General features: G+C 69.4%; 15 protein-coding genes, 1 tRNA gene and 1 pseudogene. 2 read left to right on the top strand and 15 right to left on the bottom strand.

Going from position 1 to position 21,003, the window contains the following annotated elements:
* Window positions 1–2: 2 nt before the first annotated feature.
* From uvrA to coaE, 3 genes are all read right to left on the bottom strand, one after another.
* The gene (gene uvrA / locus IEX31_RS05470) at window positions 3–2,894 is read right to left on the bottom strand and encodes an excinuclease ABC subunit UvrA (protein ID WP_188742433.1); all 2,892 of its coding nucleotides are present in this window, start codon (window positions 2,892–2,894) and stop codon (window positions 3–5) included.
* A gap of 135 nt (window positions 2,895–3,029) precedes the next feature.
* The gene (gene uvrB / locus IEX31_RS05465) at window positions 3,030–5,096 is read right to left on the bottom strand and encodes an excinuclease ABC subunit UvrB (protein ID WP_188742432.1); all 2,067 of its coding nucleotides are present in this window, start codon (window positions 5,094–5,096) and stop codon (window positions 3,030–3,032) included.
* A 338-nt stretch (window positions 5,097–5,434) separates the two neighbouring features.
* Window positions 5,435–6,052 (bottom strand): dephospho-CoA kinase, encoded by a 618-nt coding sequence (coaE, locus tag IEX31_RS05460; RefSeq protein ID WP_188742431.1) that lies wholly within the window; start codon window positions 6,050–6,052, stop codon window positions 5,435–5,437.
* A 59-nt stretch (window positions 6,053–6,111) separates the two neighbouring features.
* Between coaE and IEX31_RS05455 the strand changes: the two genes are divergently transcribed.
* Window positions 6,112–6,720 (top strand): DUF4126 domain-containing protein, encoded by a 609-nt coding sequence (locus tag IEX31_RS05455; RefSeq protein ID WP_188742430.1) that lies wholly within the window; start codon window positions 6,112–6,114, stop codon window positions 6,718–6,720.
* A gap of 68 nt (window positions 6,721–6,788) precedes the next feature.
* Here the strand turns inward: IEX31_RS05455 and rpsA are convergent, their stop codons facing one another.
* From rpsA to IEX31_RS05410, 10 genes and pseudogenes are all read right to left on the bottom strand, one after another.
* Window positions 6,789–8,234, bottom strand: coding sequence for a 30S ribosomal protein S1 (gene rpsA / locus IEX31_RS05450; RefSeq protein WP_188742429.1), 1,446 nt, complete (start codon window positions 8,232–8,234; stop codon window positions 6,789–6,791).
* A 110-nt stretch (window positions 8,235–8,344) separates the two neighbouring features.
* Window positions 8,345–9,286, bottom strand: coding sequence for an HAD-IC family P-type ATPase (locus IEX31_RS05445; RefSeq protein WP_188742428.1), 942 nt, complete (start codon window positions 9,284–9,286; stop codon window positions 8,345–8,347).
* Entirely contained in the window at window positions 9,280–9,477 is a 198-nt protein-coding gene (locus tag IEX31_RS05440) for a hypothetical protein (protein WP_188742427.1), read from the bottom strand. Before IEX31_RS05440 ends, IEX31_RS05445 begins: the two co-directional genes overlap by 7 nt.
* A 23-nt stretch (window positions 9,478–9,500) precedes the next feature.
* A pseudogene (locus IEX31_RS19760) lies at window positions 9,501–9,719 on the bottom strand (hypothetical protein); the annotation flags it as partial.
* A gap of 98 nt (window positions 9,720–9,817) precedes the next feature.
* Complete coding sequence (locus IEX31_RS05435) at window positions 9,818–10,408, bottom strand: HAD-IC family P-type ATPase (RefSeq protein ID WP_229662138.1); 591 nt, start codon at window positions 10,406–10,408, stop codon at window positions 9,818–9,820.
* The gene (locus IEX31_RS05430; protein WP_188742426.1) at window positions 10,321–10,770 is read right to left on the bottom strand and encodes a cation-transporting P-type ATPase; all 450 of its coding nucleotides are present in this window, start codon (window positions 10,768–10,770) and stop codon (window positions 10,321–10,323) included. Before IEX31_RS05430 ends, IEX31_RS05435 begins: the two co-directional genes overlap by 88 nt.
* 30 nt (window positions 10,771–10,800) lie before the next feature.
* Window positions 10,801–12,465, bottom strand: coding sequence for a DUF885 domain-containing protein (locus IEX31_RS05425; RefSeq protein WP_188742425.1), 1,665 nt, complete (start codon window positions 12,463–12,465; stop codon window positions 10,801–10,803).
* Window positions 12,466–12,567: 102 nt separating this feature from the next.
* Window positions 12,568–15,273: a DNA polymerase I gene (gene polA, locus IEX31_RS05420; RefSeq protein ID WP_188742424.1), complete on the bottom strand. Its 2,706-nt coding sequence runs from the start codon at window positions 15,271–15,273 to the stop codon at window positions 12,568–12,570.
* A gap of 89 nt (window positions 15,274–15,362) precedes the next feature.
* Window positions 15,363–17,696: a phosphoenolpyruvate synthase gene (gene ppsA, locus IEX31_RS05415; protein ID WP_188742423.1), complete on the bottom strand. Its 2,334-nt coding sequence runs from the start codon at window positions 17,694–17,696 to the stop codon at window positions 15,363–15,365.
* Between the two features lie 88 nt (window positions 17,697–17,784).
* Complete coding sequence (locus IEX31_RS05410) at window positions 17,785–18,390, bottom strand: ANTAR domain-containing response regulator (RefSeq protein WP_188742422.1); 606 nt, start codon at window positions 18,388–18,390, stop codon at window positions 17,785–17,787.
* Window positions 18,391–18,426: 36 nt separating this feature from the next.
* On the opposite strand from IEX31_RS05410, the gene IEX31_RS05405 reads away from it, so the two are divergent.
* Window positions 18,427–18,509 (top strand) — tRNA-Leu (locus IEX31_RS05405).
* A gap of 19 nt (window positions 18,510–18,528) precedes the next feature.
* Here the strand turns inward: IEX31_RS05405 and IEX31_RS05400 are convergent.
* The gene (locus IEX31_RS05400) at window positions 18,529–19,512 is read right to left on the bottom strand and encodes a CapA family protein (RefSeq protein ID WP_188742421.1); all 984 of its coding nucleotides are present in this window, start codon (window positions 19,510–19,512) and stop codon (window positions 18,529–18,531) included.
* A 32-nt stretch (window positions 19,513–19,544) separates the two neighbouring features.
* The gene (pyk, locus tag IEX31_RS05395; protein ID WP_188742420.1) at window positions 19,545–20,960 is read right to left on the bottom strand and encodes a pyruvate kinase; all 1,416 of its coding nucleotides are present in this window, start codon (window positions 20,958–20,960) and stop codon (window positions 19,545–19,547) included.
* Window positions 20,961–21,003: the final 43 nt, after the last annotated feature.

Raw genomic sequence — 21,003 nt, 5'->3', positions numbered from 1 at the left:
CCTCAGCTGGCGACCTCGGCGTGCACGGATGCCGCGTCGAAGATCTCGCGGAGGAAGTATCCGGTGTGGCTCTCGGTGACGCGCGCGACCTGCTCGGGCGTGCCGGTCGCGACGACCTGCCCGCCGCCGGAGCCGCCCTCGGGGCCGAGGTCGATGATCCAGTCGGCCGACTTGATCACGTCGAGGCTGTGCTCGATGACGATCACGGTGTTGCCCTTGTCGACGAGCTTGCCGAGCACCTTCAGGAGCTTGCGGACGTCCTCGAAGTGGAGACCGGTGGTCGGCTCGTCGAGCACGTACACGCTGCGGCCGTTCGACCGGCGCTGGAGCTCGGTAGCGAGCTTCACCCGCTGCGCCTCGCCGCCGGAGAGCGTCGTGGCGCTCTGGCCGAGCTGCACGTAGCCGAGACCGACGTCGACGAGCGTCTTGAGGTACCGGTGGATCGCGGAGATCGGCTCGAAGAAGTCGGCCGCCTCGCTGATCGGCATCTCGAGCACCTCGGCGATGTTCTTGCCCTTGTAGTGCACCTGCAGCGTCTCGCGGTTGTAGCGCTTGCCGCCGCAGACCTCGCACGCGACGTAGACATCGGGCAGGAAGTTCATCTCGATCTTGATCGTGCCGTCGCCCGAGCACGCCTCGCAGCGGCCGCCCTTGACGTTGAAGCTGAAGCGCCCGGGCAGGTAGCCCCGCGCCTTCGCCTCGGTGGTCTCGGAGAAGAGCGTGCGGATGCGGTCGAAGACGCCCGTATAGGTCGCCGGGTTCGACCGCGGGGTGCGCCCGATGGGCGCCTGGTCGACGTGCACGACCTTGTCGAGGTGTTCGAGCCCGGTGACCCGGCGGTGCCTGCCCGGCACCTTGCGCGCACCGTTCAGGCGGTTCGCGAGCACCCGGTAGAGGATGTCGTTCACGAGCGACGACTTGCCGGAGCCGCTCACGCCGGTCACGGCCGTGAACGTGCCGAGCGGGAAGTCGACGTCGATGCCGCGCAGGTTGTTGGCCTCCGCCCCCTGCACCGAGATCACGCGCTGCGGGTCGATCGGGCGCCGACGCGCCGGGAGCGCGATCGCCTTGCGACCCGACAGGTAGTCGCCCGTGAGCGAACGCGTGTTCTTCAAGAGTTCGGCGTAGCCCCCCGAGTGCACGACGGTGCCGCCGTCGACACCTGCACCGGGGCCGATGTCGACGATCCAGTCGGCCGTGCGGATGGTGTCCTCGTCGTGCTCGACGACGATGAGCGTGTTGCCGAGGTCGCGGAGGGCGACGAGCGTGTCGATCAGGCGGCGGTTGTCACGCTGGTGCAGGCCGATGCTGGGCTCGTCGAGCACGTACAGCACGCCCGTGAGGCCCGAGCCGATCTGGGTCGCCAGCCGGATGCGCTGGGCCTCGCCGCCCGAGAGCGTGCCGGCCGCACGAGCGAGGTCGAGGTAACTGAGGCCGACCCGGATCAGGAAGTCGAGCCGCACCTTGATCTCGCGCAGCACCTGGGCGCCGATCGCCTGCTCGCGGTCGGTGAGTGCGAGCCGGTCCATGAACGCCCGGGCGTCGGTCAGGCTGAGCTCGCCGACATCGGCGATGCTGTGGTCGTGGATGAGCACCGAGAGCACCTCGGGCTTCAGCCGCTTGCCGCCGCAGACGGGGCATGGCACCTCGCGGAGGTATTCCGCCCAGCGCGCGCGCTGCACGTCGGTCTCGGCCTGCACGTACTGGCGCTCGATGTACGGGACCACGCCCTCGAAGCCCGAGGTGTAGCTCATCTCGCGGCCGTAGCGGTTGCGCCACCGCACCTTGACCTCGAAGTTGTCGCCGCGCAGCACCGCGTCGCGCGCCGCTTCGTCGAGCTCCTCCCACGGCGTGTCGAGTGAGAACCCGAGGTCGCGGGCGAGGCCGTCGAGCAGCTTCTCGTAGTAGTTGTAGAGGCTCTTGCCCTGCGAGGTCCACGGGAGGATGACGCCCTCGGCGATGCTGAGCGACGGGTCGCCGAGGAGAAGCGCCTCATCGACCGACATGCGCGTGCCGAGGCCGGAGCACTCGGGGCAGGCGCCGAACGGCGCGTTGAACGAGAAGGTGCGCGGCTCGATCTCGGTCAACTGGATGGGGTGCTGGTTCGGGCAGGAGAGCTTCTCGGAGAACGTCGCCCAGGCATCGGGCCCGGATTCGTCGACGAGGTTCACCTGCACGAGGCCGTCGGTGAGGCGCAGGGCCGTCTCGAGCGAGTCGGTCAGCCGGCCGAGCACGTCGGGACCGGCCACGAGCCGGTCGATCACGACCGAGATGTCGTGCTTCACCTGCTTCTTGAGCACGGGCGGCTCATCGAGCCGGATCAGCTCGCCGTCGACCATCGCGCGCGAGTACCCGCCGGCCGCCAGCTCGCGGAACAGGTCGACGAACTCGCCCTTCTTCTTCGAGACGACGGGGCTCAGCACCTGGTACCGCGTGCCCTCGGCCAACTCCATGAGCTGGTCGGCGATCTGCTGCACCGTCTGGCGCTGGATGCGCTCACCGCACACGGGACAGTGCGGAATGCCGATGCGCGCCCACAGCAGGCGCATGTAGTCGTAGATCTCGGTGATCGTGCCGACCGTCGACCGCGGGTTGCGGTTCGTGGACTTCTGGTCGATCGAGACCGCGGGGCTCAGGCCCTCGATGAAATCGACGTCTGGCCGGTCGACCTGGCCGAGGAACTGACGTGCGTACGCCGACAACGACTCGACGTATCGACGCTGCCCCTCGGCGAAGATCGTGTCGAACGCGAGCGACGACTTGCCCGAGCCCGACAGGCCCGTGAACACGACCATCGCATCCCGCGGGATCTCGACGTCGACGTTCTGCAGGTTGTGCACGCGGGCGCCGCGGACACTCAGGCGCGAGTGGGCATCGAGACGTGAAACTGGCACCCTACGAGTCTAGAGAGGGCCACCGACACGGTCCCCGTGAGGGCGCGTGCTCTCAGCGAACATACGTTCGATTCCCCGGCCGCCGGTTTCGTGCCGGCCCGCTCCGCCCGCGGCGGTCGGCCCGCGGCATCCACGTCAGCCCAGATGCCCTGCCTTCTCCATCTGCCGGAGCTCTCGCTTGAGCTCGGATACCTCGTCGCGCAGGCGCGCGGCGAGCTCGAACTTCAGCTCGCCGGCCGCCTCGAGCATCTGCTCGTTGAGGTCGCGGATGAGCTCCTCGAGGTCGTTCGCGCCGGCCGCCGCTATGCCCTCTCGGCGGAGGTTCGGCACGGGCGCCTTCTTGCGCCCGTCGCGACCGGCGAGGAACTCCGCCGTGTCTGCCTCCTCGCGCGCGAGCACCTCGGTGATGTCGGCGATCCGCTTGCGCAGCGGTTGCGGGTCGATGCCGTTGGCGCGGTTGTACTCGAGCTGCCTGTCGCGGCGACGCGTGGTCTCGTCGATCGCCGCCGCCATCGAGTCGGTCAGGGTGTCGGCGTACATGTGCACCTCGCCCGACACGTTGCGCGCGGCGCGGCCGATCGTCTGGATGAGCGAGGTCGACGAACGGAGGAAGCCCTCCTTGTCGGCGTCGAGGATGGCGACGAGCGACACCTCGGGCAGGTCAAGCCCCTCGCGCAACAGGTTGATGCCGACGAGCACGTCGTAGACGCCGGCGCGGAGCTCGGTGAGCAGCTCGACGCGTCGCAGCGTGTCGACGTCGGAGTGCAGGTAGCGCACCCGCACGCCCGCCTCGGTGAGGAAGTCGGTGAGCTCCTCGGCCATGCGCTTCGTGAGCGTCGTGACGAGCACGCGCTCGTCGCGCTCCGCCCGGATGCGGATCTCCTCGAGGAGGTCGTCGATCTGCCCCTTCGAGGGCTTCACCACGATCTGCGGGTCGACGAGTCCGGTGGGGCGGATGATCTGCTCGACCACGCCGTCGGCCACGCCCATCTCGTAGCGTCCGGGGGTCGCCGACAGGTAGACCGTCTGGCCCACCCGGGCCTTGAACTCGTCCCACTTGAGCGGGCGGTTGTCGAGGGCGCTCGGGAGCCGGAACCCGTGCTCGACGAGCGTGCGCTTGCGCGAGGAATCCCCCTCGTACATCGCGCCGATCTGGGGCACCGTGACATGCGACTCGTCGATGACGACGAGGAAGTCGTCGGCGAAGTAGTCGATGAGGCAGTGCGGCGCCTGGCCCGGCGCCCGGCCGTCGATGTGCCGCGAGTAGTTCTCGATGCCCGAGCAGAAGCCGATCTGCTCCATCATCTCGAGGTCGAACGTCGTGCGCATGCGGAGCCGCTGGGCCTCGAGGAGCTTGCCCTCGCGCTCGAGTTCGGCGAGGCGCTCCTCGAGCTCGACGCGGATGGTGCCGATGGCGCGCTGCATCACGTCGGTGCTGGCGACATAATGCGACCCGGGGAACACGGGCACCGCATCGAGTTTCGCCACCACCTGCCCGGTGAGCGGATGCAGCGAGTACAGCGCCTCGATCTCGTCGCCGAACATCTCGATGCGGATGGCGAGCTCCTCGTAGATCGGGATGATCTCGATCGTGTCGCCCCGCACCCGGAACGTGCCGCGGGAGAAGTCGACGTCGTTGCGCTGGTACTGCATCGACACGAACTTGCGGATCAGCCAGTCGCGATCGACGCGCTGCCCCAGCTGGAGCGGCATCATCGCGGCGAGGTACTCCTCGGGCGTACCGAGGCCGTAGATGCACGAGACCGTGGAGACGACGACCACGTCTCGGCGGCTGAGCAGGGAGTTCGTCGTGGAGTGCCGCAGCCGTTCGACCTCAGCGTTGATCGACGAGTCCTTCTCGATGAAGGTGTCGGTCTGCGGCACGTACGCCTCGGGCTGGTAGTAGTCGTAGTACGAGACGAAGTACTCGACGGCGTTGTTCGGCATGAGCTCGCGGAACTCGGTCGCCAGCTGCGCCGCGAGGGTCTTGTTGTGCGCGAGCACGAGCGTGGGTCGCTGCACCTGCTCGATGAGCCAGGCCGTGCTGGCCGACTTGCCCGTTCCGGTCGCACCGAGCAGCACGACGTCGGTCTCACCGGCGTTGATTCGCCCGGCGAGCTCCGCGATCGCGGTGGGCTGGTCGCCGCTCGGCCGGTACTCGCTCACCACCTCGAACGGGCGGACGGATCGTGTGGCCTGCATGCCTTCCAGTGTAGGTTCGCCCGCCGACATCGGGCCCGGACGGGAGCGCACCGTCCGTCCGGAGGGCCGGCCGCGAGAACCGCCGCTTGATCGCAGGATCCTCTCCACGCACGGGACCGCTCCTGAATTCTGAACCGGGTTGTCACGGCTCTGGATCCTCGCGAGCGGGGCCATGGTGACGGCCCCGGTCACCGGATCGCCCGTCACCGCGGTCGAGGTCGAGGAGGTCGCACGGCTGCGCGTCGAGGCGGCGACACGAGCGCGAGACGACGGTCAGCGGGACGGACCGCGGCCGGGCGACCGGGGCGTCCGGCACGCCGCGTGCGGCCGATCGCGGTTCAGGCCCGAGAGCGCTCCTGGCGGATCCGATGCCACAGCGCGTCGGTCTGACTCATGGTGTGCGCCATCGATCCGTCGGTGTCGATCACGACGTCGGCGACAGCCAGGCGCTCCGTGTTGCCGACCTGCGCGTCCACCCTGGCCTCGGCCTGGATGGGGTCGAATCCGCGCTCCTCGACGAGGCGCTTCACCTGGGTGCGCCGGGGCGCATTCGTCACCACGATGAGGTCGAACCGGAGGTCATCGGGTACGGATGCCTCTACGAGCAGCGGCACGTCGTACACGACCACCGCATCGGGTTCCTCGGCGACGGCGCGCTCGATGAGTTTCGCGGTGAGCGCGCGGACGGCCGGGTGCACGATCGCGTTGAGCTTCGCGCGTGCGGCCTCGTCGCCGAACACGATCCCACCGAGCTTCGCCCGGTCGAGCGTGCCGTCGCGCCTGAGCACCTCGGAGCCGAACTCCTCGATGATCCGAGCGAGCGCGGGCTTGCCGGGCTCCACGACGCGACGCGCAAGCTCATCGGCATCGATGTGCACCGCACCGTGCTCGACGAGCCGTCTCGCGACGGTGGACTTGCCTGAGGCGATTCCGCCCGTGAGGCCGATCAGATACACGCCCTCACTATATCCATGCGAAAGTCGACCGAAGTCCGCAGGCGGCCGGGAGGTGTCAGGTGCTCGAACTGCTGACCGGAACCGGGCTGGCGCTCGCGGCCGGCCTCAACGCGTGGGTCCCGCTCGTCGTGATCGGCGCCCTCGACCGGTTCACGGGACTCGTCGAGCTGCCCCCGGCGTGGGCCTGGCTCTCGAACGAGTGGGTGCTGCTCATCCTCACGGTGCTGCTGGTGCTCGAGTTCGTCGCCGACAAGATCCCGGGGCTGGACTCGGTCAACGACGTCGTGCAGACCTTCATCCGGCCGACCGCTGGCGGCATCGCGTTCGGGTCGGGAGTGGACGCCTCGACGGTCGCCGTGACCGATCCCGAGACCTTCTTCACCACGCAGCAGTGGGTGCCCGTGGCGGTCGGCGTGGTGCTCGCGCTCGGGATGCACCTGGCCAAGGCCGCGGCGCGCCCGATCGTCAGCGCCGCGACCGGCGGTCTCGGCGCTCCGGTCGCGAGCGCGGCAGAGGACGCCGGCAGCATCACGCTCGCGTTCGCCGCACTGCTCGCACCCGTGCTCGTGCTGCTCGCCGTTGTGCTCATGGCGATCCTCGTGGTCATGCTCGTACGACGGCGTCGCGCGCGCCGCGTGCGAGTGGGGCATCCGCCGACTACCGGGTAGCCGGCTCGAAACGCCGGGAGGCCGGCCCCCGAGGGGACCGGCCTTCCGGTTCGCGGATCGTACGCGCGTCAGTTGCTCGAGAGCTTCTCACGCAGCGCCGCGAGCGACGCGTCGTCGGCAAGGGTGCCCGTGCCGGACGAGTCGCTCGAGAACGAGGCACCGGCCGGAAACGAATCGTCGGCGACCGCGGCTGCGTTCGCCTGGGCGACCTGCTTCTTGTGCGCCTCCCAGCGAGCCTGGGCGGCAGCGTAGTCCTGCTCCCACTTCTCGCGCTGGGCCTCGAAGCCCTCGCGCCACTCGTTGGTCTCGGGGTCGAAGCCCTCGGGGTACTTGTAGTTGCCCTGCTCGTCGTACTCGGTGAGCATGCCGTAGAGCGCCGGGTCGAACTCGGTGCCCTCCGGGTCGACTCCCTCGTTGGCCTGCTTGAGCGAGAGCGAGATGCGGCGACGCTCGAGATCGATGTCGATGACCTTGACGAAGACCTCCTCGCCGACCGACACGACCTGCTCTGCGAGCTCGACGTGCTTGCCCGACAGCTCCGAGATGTGCACGAGGCCCTCGATGCCGTCGGCCACGCGGACGAACGCACCGAACGGAACGAGCTTCGTGACCTTACCCGGGGCGACCTGACCGATCGCGTGGGTGCGAGCGAAGACCTGCCACGGGTCCTCCTGCGTCGCCTTGAGCGACAGCGAGACGCGCTCGCGGTCGAGTTCGACGGAGAGCACCTCGACGGTGACCTCCTGACCGACCTCGACGACCTCGGAGGCGTGCTCGATGTGCTTCCACGAGAGCTCGGAGACGTGGACGAGACCGTCGACGCCACCCAGGTCGACGAACGCACCGAAGTTGACGATCGACGAGATGACACCCTTGCGGATCTGTCCCGGGTGGAGGTTCGCGAGGAACGTCGAACGCGACTCGGACTGCGTCTGCTCGAGGAGCGCGCGGCGCGAGAGCACGACGTTGTTGCGGTTCTTGTCGAGCTCGAGGATCTTCGCCTCGATCTCCTGGCCGAGGTACGGCGTGAGGTCGCGCACGCGGCGGAGCTCGATGAGCGAGGCGGGCAGGAAGCCGCGGAGGCCGATGTCGACGATCAGGCCGCCCTTGACGACCTCGATCACCGTGCCGGTCACGACGCCGTCGGCTTCCTTGATCTTCTCCACGTCGCCCCAGGCGCGCTCGTACTGGGCGCGCTTCTTCGACAGGATGAGGCGGCCTTCCTTGTCCTCCTTCTGGAGGACGAGCGCCTCGACGGTGTCGCCGACGCCGACGACCTCGCTGGGGTCGATGTCGTGCTTGATGGAAAGCTCACGCGAGGGGATGACGCCCTCGGTCTTGTAGCCGACGTCGAGGAGGACCTCGTCGCGGTCGATCTTCACGACGGTACCCTCGATGAGGTCGCCGTCGTTGAAGAACTTCAAAGTCTTCTCGACCGCGGCGAGGAAATCGTCAGCAGATCCGATGTCGTTGATCGCGACCTGCTTTGGCGCCTTGGTCGTTGCGGTTGTCATGTAGTGAATGCTCCGTAAAGGACAGAATCGAGCCCATCGCGTCGGTAGAGAGTTGTGTTGGTTCCGCGATGGGCATGCGGACAGGGACGTCAGACGAGTGACGCTCCATCCTAGCCGAACGCCGGAGACTCCGGCAACCGCGCAGACCGCACCTGCAGGAAGCGTCGCTTCAGCGCCTCGTTCGCAAGCAGATACACGGCGGTGAGCCCGAACAGCGACGCGAGGATGGGCCACGGCACCGGGACCAGCCCGAGCGGCGTCGCAAGTGGCGGGACGTAGGGCAGGACGATGGTCGTCACGGCCATGGCGACGCTCGCCCAGAGCAGCGCCGATCCCGGCCGCGAGCGGAACACGGGGCGGCCGGTGCGCAGCGAGAGCAGCACGACGAGCTCGGTCAGGGTCGACTCGATGAACCATGAACTGCGAAACAAGTCCTGGCCGGCTTGGAACACCCAGAGCAGCAGGCCGAACGTGGCGAGGTCGAACACGGTCGAGAGCAGGCCGAAGACGACCATGAAGTTCCGGATGCCGCGAAGATCCCATCGGCCGGGCTCGTGGACCCGTTCAGGGTCGACGCGGTCGGTCGCGATCGTGGTGGCCGGGATGTCGCTGAGGAAGTTGAGGAGCAGGATCTGGCGCGGCAGGAGCGGCAGGAACGAGAGGAACAGGCTCGCGACCGCCATCGAGAGCATGTTGCCGAAGTTCGCGCTCGTGGTCACCCGCACGTACTTGAGCGTGTTCGCGAAGGTGGCACGGCCAAACTGGATTCCGTCGGCCAGCACCGCGAGGCTCTTCGCCAGCAGCACGACGGCCGCGGCCTGCTTGGCGACGTCGACGGCGGTGTCGACCGAGATGCCGACGTCGGCCGCGTGCAGCGCCGGCGCGTCGTTGATGCCGTCACCGAGGTATCCGACGGTCTCGCCGTCCGCCCGCAGCGCCGTCAGGATGCGGCGCTTCTGCAGCGGCTCGACCTCGGCGAAGACGACGACGTCCTGCACGTGGGTGACGAGCGCCGCGTCATCGAGCCCGACGGTCTCGGGTCCGGTCAGCACACGCGGGGTCTCGAGCCCCACGAGCGACCGACGGCGGCCGCGACGAGACGGTCGTCGCCGGTGATGAGCCGAACGGACACGCCCATCGCCTCGAGCGCCGCGATCGAGGCGGCGGCGTCCGCCTTCGCCGGGTCGCGGAACGCGAGGATCCCCATGAGCGCGAGACCGGATTCGTCGGCGGGAGTGAGCACGGCACCGGACCGTGGAACACCCGGATCGCCACCGCGAGCACGCGGAGTCCTTCAGCACTGAGCTCGGCGAACCGTTCGGCCAGTGCCGGGCGCACCGTGTCGATCGACACCGTGGCGCCGGCGACGACGGCCCTGTCGCACACGGAGAGCACGCCCTCGAACGCGCCCTTCACGATCAGGGTCGGCGCGTCGTCGAGGCGCACGAGCACCGAGAGTCGTCGGCGACCGAAGTCGTACGGCACCTCGTCGAGCGCGTCGACACCCTGCTGGGGCGCCCGGCGCGCGAGGATCGCCAGGTCGAGCGGGTTCGGGAAGCCATGCTGCAATCCGGCGTTGAGGCTCACGAGCTGCAGCACCAGGTCGCTGTCGCGGCCATCGAGGTCGAAGGCGTGAGCTCCACGGAGCTCTCGGTGAGCGTGCCGGTCTTGTCCGTGCAGAGCACGGTCAGGGCGCCGAGGTCCTCGATGGCATCGAGCCGCTTCACGATGACCTGCTGTCGCGCCATGCGCCGGGCGCCCGTCGACAGGCTCACCGAGATGATCGCGGGCAGCATCTGCGGGCTGAGCCCCACCGCGAGGGCGAGCGAGAAGAGCAGCGACTCGAGGAGCGGCCGGCCGAAGATCGTGTTCACCACGAAGATGAAGGCCGTCAGCACCACCATGACCCAGATGAGGAGCACGCCGAAGCGGGTGGAGCCTCGCGTGAACGCCGTGGTCACGCGCTTCTTCTCGAGTTCCGACGAGACCGCGCCGAACTCGGTGTCGCGCTCGGCGAGCACCGCGACGGCGCGGCCGGTGCCACTCACGACATGGGTGCCGAGGAACACGGAGTTGGCGCGATCGGTCAGCGCGGCGTCGGGTGGCACCGGAAGCGCGGCATCCTTCTCGGCCGGGAACGACTCCCCCGTGAGCGTCGACTCGTCGACGAGCAGGTTCTCGCACTCAAGGAGTCGGCAGTCGGCCGGCACGACGCCCCCGCGCCGAGCTGCACGAGGTCGCCGGGGACGACCTCCGCCACGGGGACGTCGATCTCGCGGCCGCCGCGGATCACGGGCACCTTCACCTCGACCCGCGCGAGGAGGGCCGCGACGTCGTTGTTGGCGCGGAACTCCTGCGTGAAGCCGAGGATTCCGCTCGCCAAGAGGATCGCGATGATGATGGATCCGTCGGTGGGGTCGCCCACCAGCATCGAGATGATCGTCGCCACGATGAGGATGAGCATGATCGGACTGCTGAACTGCGAGAGGAGCAGTCGCGGCCACGACGCCCTGCCGTGGCGATGGACTCGACGCACGACGGCAGTCTAGGCAGCGAAGGCGTCGGGTCAGCCGAGCAGTGCGCGACGGAGCGTGTCGAGCCCGACGCCGCCCAGGTCGAGCGCACGGCGATGGAACTCGCGGATGTCGAAGGCCTCGCCCTCGCGACGCCGCAGCTCGTCGCGCAACTGCTCCCAGATTCGCTGGCCGACCTTGTACGAGGGCGCCTGGCCCGGCCAGCCGAGGTAGCGGTTCACCTCGAAGCGCACGAAGCCCTCATTCATGTTGACGTTCCGGCCGAGGAACTCGAAGGCGTACTCCCCCGTCCACGGTCCCTCGCCGTCGGGCCGCTGCTTGCCGAGGTGCACGCCGATGTCGAGCACCACCCGCGCCGCGCGCATGCGCTGCCCGTCGAGCATGCCGAGGCGGTCGGCCGGGTCGTCGAGGTAGCCGAGGTCTTCCATGAGCCGCTCGGCGTAGAGGGCCCACCCTTCCGCGTGACCGGAGGTGCCGGCCAGCTGGCGGCGCCACGTGTTGAGCTTGCGGCGGTTCATGACCGCCTGCCCGATCTGCAGGTGGTGCCCGGGCACACCCTCGTGGTACACCGTCGTCAGCTCGCGCCACGTGTCGAACTCGGTCACGCCCTCGGGCACCGACCACCACATGCGGCCCGGCCGGCTGAAGTCGTCGGTCGGACCCGTGTAGTAGATGCCGCCCTCCTGCGTGGGCGCGATCAGGCACTCGAGCGTGCGGATCTCGGCGGGGATGTCGAAGTGCGTCGCCCCGAGCTCGGCGACCGCACGGTCGCTCGTCTCCTGCATCCACCGCTGCAGGGCGTCGGTGCCGTGCAGCTTGCGGCTCGCGTCGCCGTCGAGGAACGCGATCGCCTCGGCGACGGATGCCCCGGGCTTGATCTCCTTCGCGGTGGCCTCCTGCTCGGCGACCATGCGTGCGAGCTCCTCGATGCCCCACTCGTACGTCTCGTCGAGGTCGATCACGGCGCCCAGGAACCGGCGCGACTGGAGCGCGTAGTGGTCACGACCGACGGCGTCGCGCTCACCCGCGGCGGGGAGGAGCTCCTGCTCGAGGAACTCGGCGAGGCGACCGTAGGCGGCACCCGCCTGCGCGGCGCGTGCGTCGAGGTTGCTCCGCAGCCCGGCGGGCAGGTCCGCGGGGGCGGCGCCGACGAACTCGGCGAAGAAGCCGTCGGTGCGCTCGAGCTTGTGCGCCTGGGTCGCCACCTCGCGCACCTGGCGCTTGGCTGGCACGATGCCCCGCCTGATGCCGAGCCGGAGCGTCTCGACATAGCCGTCGAGGGCGGCCGGCAGCGCGTCGAGCCTGGTCGAGATCGTCGCCCAGTCGTCGGCACTCTCGGTGGACATGAGGTCGAAGACCTCGCGCAGCTCCTGCGCGGGACTCGCGATGACGTTGAGGTCGCGCAGCGGCAGCCCCGCCTCGTGCGCCTCGAGGTCGAGCGCCAGTTCGCTGCGCAGGTCGGTGACCGTGACGATGTCCACGTCGTCGACCGGCGTCGCCGCATCGAGGGCGGCGATCGTGCGCCGTACCGCCTCGGCCGAGCGCTCGAGTCCCTCGGGCGAGTAGTCGCCGAATCGCGAGTCCGCCTCGGCACGACCGATGTACGTGCCGAGGGTGGGGTTCAGTTCGACGGCAGTGTCGACCCACTGCTCTGCGATGCGGTCGACGTCGGTCGGGGTGCGCTCACTCGATGCCATGGGAGCGAGCCTATGACACCGCGCCGACCCCGCATCGGGGGATCCTGCCGATGATCGATGAACGGATGCCGCACCGCGTATGCAACCCGATCGGTCACCCGCTCAGTGCGCCGCGTCGTCCCAGTTCGCACCACGACCGATCTGCACGTCGAGCGGCACGAGGAGCTCGGCCGCGTGCGCCATGCGGTCGCGCACGACCGCCTCTAGCGCGTCGGACTCGCCGACCGCGACCTCGAAGATGAGCTCGTCGTGCACCGTCATCAGCATCCGGCTCCCGAGACCCTTGGCGGCGAGGTCGGCTTCGACGGTCGCCATCGCGATCTTCATGATGTCGGCCGCCGATCCCTGGATCGGAGAGTTGAGTGCGGCGCGCTCGGCGTTCTCGCGGTGCACCCGGTTGGGGCTCGCGAGATCGGGGAAGGGACGGCGGCGACCGAAGATCGTCTCGGTGTACCCGTCGATCTTCGCCTGCTCGACGACCCCGCGCAGGTAGTCGCGCACGGCTCCGAACCGCTGGAAGTACTCCTTCATGAGTTGCGTCGCCTCGGCGCGCTCGATGCGGAGCTGCTTCGAGAGGCCGAATGCGCTGAGCCCGTAGGCCAGCCCGTACGACATCGCCTTCACCTTCGTGCGCATCACCGGTGTCACGTCGGACGGATCGACGCCGAAGACCCTGGCGCCGACGAACCGGTGCAGGTCTTCGCCCGCGTTGAAGGCCTCGATGAGCCCCGGGTCGCCGGAGAGGTGCGCCATGATGCGCATCTCGATCTGCGAGTAGTCGGCCGTGAGGAGTTCCGCGTACTCGGTGCCGTGCCGGAAGGCCCTGCGGATGCGGCGGCCGTCTTCGGTGCGGATCGGGATGTTCTGCAGGTTCGGATCGTTCGACGACATGCGGCCCGTGGCCGCGCCGATCTGCCAGTACGTCGTGTGGATGCGGCCGTCGGAGCGGATCGACTTGTCGAGCGACTCGACGATCTGCCGCAGCTTGGTCACGTCGCGGTGCTCGAGCAGGTATCCGAGGAAGGGGTGCGGATTCGACTCCTGCAGGTCGGCGAGAGCGCTGGCGTCCGTCGTGTAGCCCGTCTTGGTGGCTCGGGTCTTCGGCATGCCGAGCTGGCCGAACAGCACCTCCTGCAGCTGCTTCGGCGACCCCAGGTTCACCTCCCGGCCGATCTCGGCGTAGGCGGACGCCGCGAGCGCCGCCGCGCGGTCGCCGAGCTCCGACGAGAGCGCCGCGAGCTCGACGTGGTCGACCGTGACGCCACGGAGCTCCATGGCGGCGAGCACCGGGACGAGCGGCATCTCGACGTCGGCGAGGAGTCGCCTGGACGTCTCGCCGAGGGCCCGCAGCACCACCGGCGCGAGCCGGAGCGAGTACCACGCGTACTCGGGTGCGCCCGCGTCGGTGCCCTCCTCGGGGAGGAGCTGGGCGGGGTCGGCCTGTGGCACGGTCTCGCCGAGGTGGAACGACACCAGGTCGGCGAGGGTCTTCTCGGTGAGGTTCGGACGCACGAGCCACCCGGCGACGAGGGTGTCGACGACCAGTCCATCGAACGCCAGCCCCGATCGACGCAGCGCCTTCAGCTGCGACTTGGCGTCGGTCATGACCTTCGGCCCGTCGCCCGCGAGCCACGCCTCGAACAGGGCCACGTCACCTCGACCGGGCTCCCATGGCAGGTGCACGGTCTCGGTGGCGGTCGCGATGCCGGCGCCGATCACCCTGCCGTCGAGCACCTCGAGGGCGAGCCCGAGCCCCGCGGGCTCGGCCGCCTTCGCGCGCTCGAGCCACGCCCCGAGCTCCTCGCCGAGGAGGCGGGCCGGGGTCGGAGCGACGGGCGCGACCCGCGCGGCCTCGGCGGGGAGGGCGACCGCGGTGGTCGGTACGCCGTTGCCGACGGCTCCGGCCACCGTTGCCTCCCCCGCCGCGATCTTCGTGAGCCGCTCCATCAGCGTACGGAACTCGAGTCGCTCGAAGATCGGCCGCACCGATTCGAGGTCGATCGGCTTCGCGCGGAACTCGTCGAGCTCGACGTCGAGCTCGACGTCGGTGACGAGGTGGTTGAGCCGCCGGTTGCGGATCGCATTCTCCTTCTGGTCGCGCAGGTTCTGCCCGACCACGCCCTTGATCTCGTCGGCGTGCGCGATGATGCCGTCGAGATCGCCGTAGAGCCCGAGCCACTTCACGGCGGTCTTCTCGCCGACCTTCGTGATGCCGATGAGGTTGTCGCTCGTCTCTCCGACGAGGGCGGCCACGTCGGGATACTGCTCGGGGCGGATGCCGTAGCGCTCCATGACCGCGTCGACGTCGTAGCGCTTGAGCTGCGAGACGCCCTGGGTGTTCGGGTAGAGCAGCGTCACGTCGTCGTTCACGAGCTGGATGGTGTCCCGGTCACCCGAGACGAGGAGCACGCGGTAGCCCTCGGCGTGCCCACGTTTGGCGAGCGTGGCGAGGATGTCGTCGGCCTCGAAGTCGTCGACCTCGACGGTACGGATGTGCATGGCGTGCAACGCCTCCTGGAGGAGCGACACCTGCCCCTTGAACTCGGGCGGCGTCTCGCTGCGCGTGCCCTTGTACTCGGCGTACTCGCGCGTGCGGAACGAGACGCGCGACTTGTCGAACGCGACGGCGATGTGCGTGGGCTTCTCGTTCTGCAGCAGCAGGAGCAGCATCGACAGGAACCCGTGGATGGCGTTCGTGTGCTGCCCGTCGCGAGTCGAGAAGCTGTCGACGGGAAGGGCGAAGAAGGCTCGGAAGGCCAGCGAATGGCCGTCGATCACGAGAAGGGTGGGCTTGTCTGCGTCCGGCACCCACCAAGACTACAAGCGGCCACGGACACCGGATGTCGCGGCCGAAATCGTCGCCGGCGACGGATGGCTCGCGGCATCCGGACCCCGGGTCAGCCTCGCTCCGACCCCCGTGCCGCATCGACCAGGATGCGCCGCTCGGCGGCGGCGATGACGCGTCGCGTGCGGTCCGCGGCATCCGGATTCACCGAAATCGAGTCGATGCCGTAGCGCACGAGGTGCTCGGCGAACGCGGGGTTGTTCGACGGCGCCTGCCCGCACAGCGACGACGTGATGCCCGCCGACCGGCACGCCGTGATGATGCGCTCGATCGCGTCCAGCACCGCGGCATCCGCCTCGTCGAACAGCTCGGCGCAGATCTCCGAGTCGCGGTCGACACCGAGCATCAGCTGGGTGAGGTCGTTCGAGCCGATCGAGACCCCGTCGATTCCCATCGCGGCGTACTCGGGGATGCGGTAGACGACCGACGGCACCTCGGCCATCACCCAGCGCTTCAGCCCGCGCTGGCGTCCGAGCGGGCTGGCGTCGATGAGCTCGAGACACGCCTCCAGTTCCCACGTCGTGCGCACGAACGGCAGCATCAGCTGGAGGTTCGGGGTCTCCTCGCGCACGCGGGCGAGCAGCTCGAGCTCGAGGTTGAAGAGCTCGGGCTCCTTGACGTAGCGGTACGCGCCGCGGTACCCGATCATCGGGTTGTTCTCCTGCGGCTCGAAGCGCTCGCCGCCTTCGAGGCCGCGGAACTCGTTGCTGCGGAAGTCGATCGTGCGGTACACCACCGACCTGCCGGCGAACGCGCGGGTGACCGAGAGCAGCGACTCCTTCATGCGGCGCAGGAAGTCCTCCCGCTGCCCGCGGGCGAGCATCTCGCGCGGGTGCATGCCGCCGAGCGCGTCCGTGATCATGAACTCCGCGCGCAGGAGACCGACACCGTCGACGTCGAGCGCGGCGGTCTCCTCGGCGCGCTCGGCGATGGCGAGGTTGACGTACAGCTTGGTCGCCAGCGGCTCGGGCGCCGCGGGTACGGCGACGGTCGAGACCACGGCCGGCGCAGCGTACGAAGTGGATGCCGCGGCATCCGCCCCCTCGATGATCTCGCCCTTCGCCCCGTCGACCGTGACCAGCTCGTCGTCGCGGAGCACGGTGGTCGCCGTGCGGGCGCCGACGATCGCGGGCACCCCCAGCTCGCGCGCGACGATCGCGGCGTGGCAGGTCATGCCGCCGCCGTCGGTGACGACCGCCGCGGCACGGCGCATCGTCGGCACCCAGTCGGGGTTCGTCATCGGCGCCACGAGGATCTCGCCCGTCTTGAGGGACGCGCCCTCGGTGGGACTCTGCAGGATGCGGACGCGGCCCGTGACCCGCCCCGGTGCCGCGCCGAGGCCTCGCAGCAGCACGGTGCCCGAGGGCATGCTGCCGACCTCGGCAGCGCCGCCCATCGGGGCCGCCGCCGGGCCGCCGCCGAGGGTCGTGACCGGGCGGGACTGCAGCATCCACAGCCGGCCGCCGGAGTATGCCCATTCGGTGTCCTGCGGCTCGCCATAGTGCTCCTCGACCTGCAGGCCGAGACTCGCCACCTCGAGGACCTCCTCGTCGGTCAGCACGCGACCGTGGGCGGCTGCGCCCTCGAGCTCCTCGCGTTCGACCGTGCCGCCGGGGCTCGCGACGAGCCGGTGGCTCTGATGCCCGATGCGGGTGGAGAGCACCCGGGGACCGTCCTTCGCGACGATGTAGGTGTCTGGTTCGACCGCACCCGAGACCACGACCTCGCCGAGGCCGAGCGCGGCCTCGACAACGAGCCGGTCGCGGGCGCCCGTCGAGGGGTCGACCGTGAACATCACGCCCGAGCGGTCGGAGGTGATCTGCATCTGCACGACCACGGCGAGCACCGGCTCCTCGTCCATCCCCTGGCTCGCCCGATACGAGACGACCCGGTCGCCGTAGAGCGAGCTCCAGCAGTCGCGCAATCGCGCGAGCACGGCGTCGTCTCCGATGACGTTGTTGTACGTATCGTGCATGCCCGCGAACGACGTGCCCGCCGCGTCCTCCGAGGTGGCCGAGGAGCGCACCGCGACGGCGACGTCCTCGCCCAGGCGGTGGTACTCGGCGAGAATGGCGGCTCGCACGTCGTCGGGGATCGGAACGCCGCGCACCGCCTCTCGCAGGGCGGCGGCCGAGCTCGTGAGCCTCTCCGGGTCATCGGCCGCCGCGGCGGCCTCGCGGAATCCATCCAGCAGCCGCTGCCGGATGCCGGCGTGATCGATCGCCTCGAGGTACGCCTCCGCCGTGACGACGAACCCCGGCGGGATCGGCAGGCCGGCCGACGTCATCTCTCCGAGGTTCGCCCCCTTGCCGCCGACCGACGGGGCATCGCCGAGACGCAGCTCCTCGAACCGACTGACCAGAATGGACCGCGCATCGCCCGGCATATGTGCTCCCCCCGACTCGTTGCCGGGCCCCAGCACCCGGACACCCCACATCATTCCACGGAGTCGGGGAGGGTCAGGGCCGGAGGTCCTACTTCCTGGGCGCCAGCTGCTCGATGATCGCCTGCGAGACATCCTTCATGGTGAGACGACGGTCCATCGACGCCTTCTGGATCCAGCGGAACGCCTCGGGCTCGGTGAGGCCCATCTTCTCGTTGAGCAGGCCCTTCGCCCGGTCGACGAGCTTGCGCGTCTCGAACCGCTCGACGAGGTCGCCGACCTCGGCCTCGAGCGCGATGATCTGGGCGTGCCGGGCGAGTGCGATCTCGATAGCGGGCAGCAGGTCGTTGGGGGTGAACGGCTTCACGACGTAGGCGAGGGCGCCGGCTTCGCTCGCGCGCTCCACGAGCTCCCTCTGGCTGAACGCCGTGAGGAGCACCACCGGGGCGATGTGGCCCTTCGAGAGGCGCTCGGCAGCCGAGATGCCGTCGAGCTGGGGCATCTTCACGTCCATGATGACGAGGTCGGGCCGCAGCTCGGTCGCGAGTGCGACCGCGGTCTCGCCGTCACCGGCCTCGCCGACGACCTCGAAGCCGTTGTCACGCAGGATCTCGACGATGTCGAGGCGAATGAGCGACTCGTCCTCCGCCACGACGACACGGCGCGGCGCCGGCTGGGTCTGTTCGCTGTCTGTCACGCAGGAAAGCCTACGGTATTCTGGGCGAGGTCCTTGGCCGGTGTGGCGGAATGGCAGACGCGGAGCACTCAAAATGCTTTGCCCGAGAGGGCGTGTGGGTTCGACCCCCACCACCGGCACGAACAGGGCGCACGATCGTCACCCGTGGGCGGCTGCGATCCCGATGACGAGGCAGCGCTCGTCGTCATCCCAGACCGCGCTCGTGCCCAGCGCCGCACAGCGGCGTGCCATCTCGCCTGCGATCGCGTCGGCGTGCCGGCCGGCCAGGCGGGCGCGGAAGTCGACGATCTCCGTGGGGTGCAGGCGCAGCTCGGTCGGGGCCGCGCCCTCGGTGCGCAGCATGAACACGAACGAGTGGTCGTTGCGTTCGACCGGGTCGACCGCGTAGTCATCCACGAAGTCGCCGGCGCCGTACAGGATGGGCCGCTCGCGGTACACCTCCACCCCGCGCACGATGTGCGGCGAGTGCCCGAACACGACGTCGGCGCCCGCGTCGACGAGTGCGCGACCGAACCGCCGGTGGCTCGGCGGCGGGTCGACGCCCCAGTTGCCGCCCCAGTGCGCCGACACGATGACGAGGTCCGCGGCCTCACGCTGCCCGGCGACGTCGTCGAAGAGCGCCGCCGCGCGGGGGTCGCCGAGGTCGACGGGCACGTGACGCACGCCGGGTGCATCCGGTCCGGCCTCCCAATCGGGCTCGTTGTCGGTGAAGGCGAGCATCGCGATGGTGACGTCGTCGCGGCCGATGACGGCCGGGCGCCGGGCCGCGTCGGCATCGGGCCCGGCACCGGTGAAGCGGATGCCGTGCTGCGCGAGCGTCGAGAGCGATTCGAGTGCGGCATCCGTGCCGAAATCGAGCACGTGGTTGTTCGCCACCGAGACGATCGCGAAGCCGGCCGCCTCGAGGCTTGCCACGGCGCCCGGGTCGGCACGGAAGTGGAAGGTCTTGCCGGGCTGCGGCCGCCCGTCGACGGCGAGCACGAACTCGAGATTGCCGACAAGCACGTCGGCACGCCGCAGCAGCGGCAGCGTGTCGCCCCACGGGAACTCGGGGGAATGGTGGCGCAGTTCCTCGGCCACGAGCCGTCCGAGCATCACGTCACCGACGAAGGCGATCTCCATGTGCTCCTCCAGCCGCCGACGCCGGGACGCTCCTAGAGCACATCGCCGACGACGTGCACGCGCACGTCGTTGGTGGTGCCGGGAATGCCGGGAGGCGAACCCGAGATGATCACGACCTTCTCGCCCGCCTCGGCCATGCCGGTCTTCGCGAGCACCTCGTCGACCTGGCCGACCATCTGGTCGGTGTGCGTGACCCGCTCGACGACGAACGACTCGACGCCCCAGTTGAGCGCCATGCGCCGGCGAATGGCAGGATAGGGCGTGAACGCGAGGATCGGGATGACCGAGCGGATGCGTGCCATGCGCCGCACCGACTCGCCCGTCTCGGTGAAGACGCACAGGTACTTCGCCTCGACGAAGTCGGCGACCTCGACGGCCGCGAGCGTGATGGCTCCGGCCTGCGTGCGCGGCTTGGTGCCGAGCGGCGGGATGCGCTCGAGGCCGTGCTTCTCGGTCGACTCGATGATGCGGGCCATGGTCTCCACCGTGACCATGGGGTACTCCCCCACGCTCGTCTCGCCCGAGAGCATCACGGCGTCGGCACCGTCCAGCACTGCATTCGCGACATCGGAGGTCTCGGCGCGGGTCGGCACCGGGCTGTGGATCATGGACTCGAGCATCTGCGTCGCCACGATCACGGGCTTCGCGAGGCGCCGAGCGATCTCGACGGCGCGCTTCTGCACGATCGGCACCGCCTCGAGCGGGAGCTCGACGCCGAGGTCGCCGCGCGCCACCATGATGCCGTCGAACGCCTCGATGATGCCCTCGAGTGCCTCGACCGCCTGCGGCTTCTCGATCTTCGCGATGACCGGAATGCGACGGCCTTCCTCTTCCATGATGTCGTGCACGCGCTCGATGTCGTTGGCGTTGCGGACGAACGAGAGCGCGACGAGGTCGGCGCCGAGCTCGAGCCCCCAGCGGAGGTCGGCCTCGTCCTTCGCCGACAGGGCCGGCACGTTCACGGCCACGCCCGGAAGGTTGATGCCCTTGTTGTTCGACACGGGGCCGGCGACGACGACACGCGTCGTGACGACCGTGCCGTCGGTCTCGACGACCTCGACTCGAACCTTGCCGTCGTCGATGAGGAGGTGGTCTCCGGGCTCGACGTCATGGGGCAGGCCCTTGAACGTCGTGCTGACGATCTCCTTGCTGCCGACGATGTCCTGGGTCGTGATCTTGAAGGTGTCGCCCTCTTCGAGCTCGTACGGGCCGTCGGCGAACTTGCCGAGCCGGATCTTCGGCCCCTGCAGGTCGACGAGCACCGCCACCGCGCGGCCCGAATCGTTCGCGGCCTTCCGGACGTTCTGGTAGACGGCCTCGTGCACCTCGTACGTGCCGTGGCTGAGGTTCAGCCTCGCGACGTCGATGCCGGCGTCGACGATCGCGCGGATCTGCTCGTAGCTCGATGTCGCCGGCCCGAGGGTGGCGACGATCTTCGCACGTCTCATGTGGTGTGTGCTCCGTGTTCTGCGCCGAGGCGCGGAGTGGTGA

Origin of the sequence: Agromyces bauzanensis (genome assembly GCF_014645655.1) — a bacterium.
GTDB classification, from domain to species: domain Bacteria; phylum Actinomycetota; class Actinomycetes; order Actinomycetales; family Microbacteriaceae; genus Agromyces; species Agromyces bauzanensis.
Note: the sequence above shows the minus strand (reverse complement) of the source record. Positions and strands in the feature narration are given on the sequence as shown.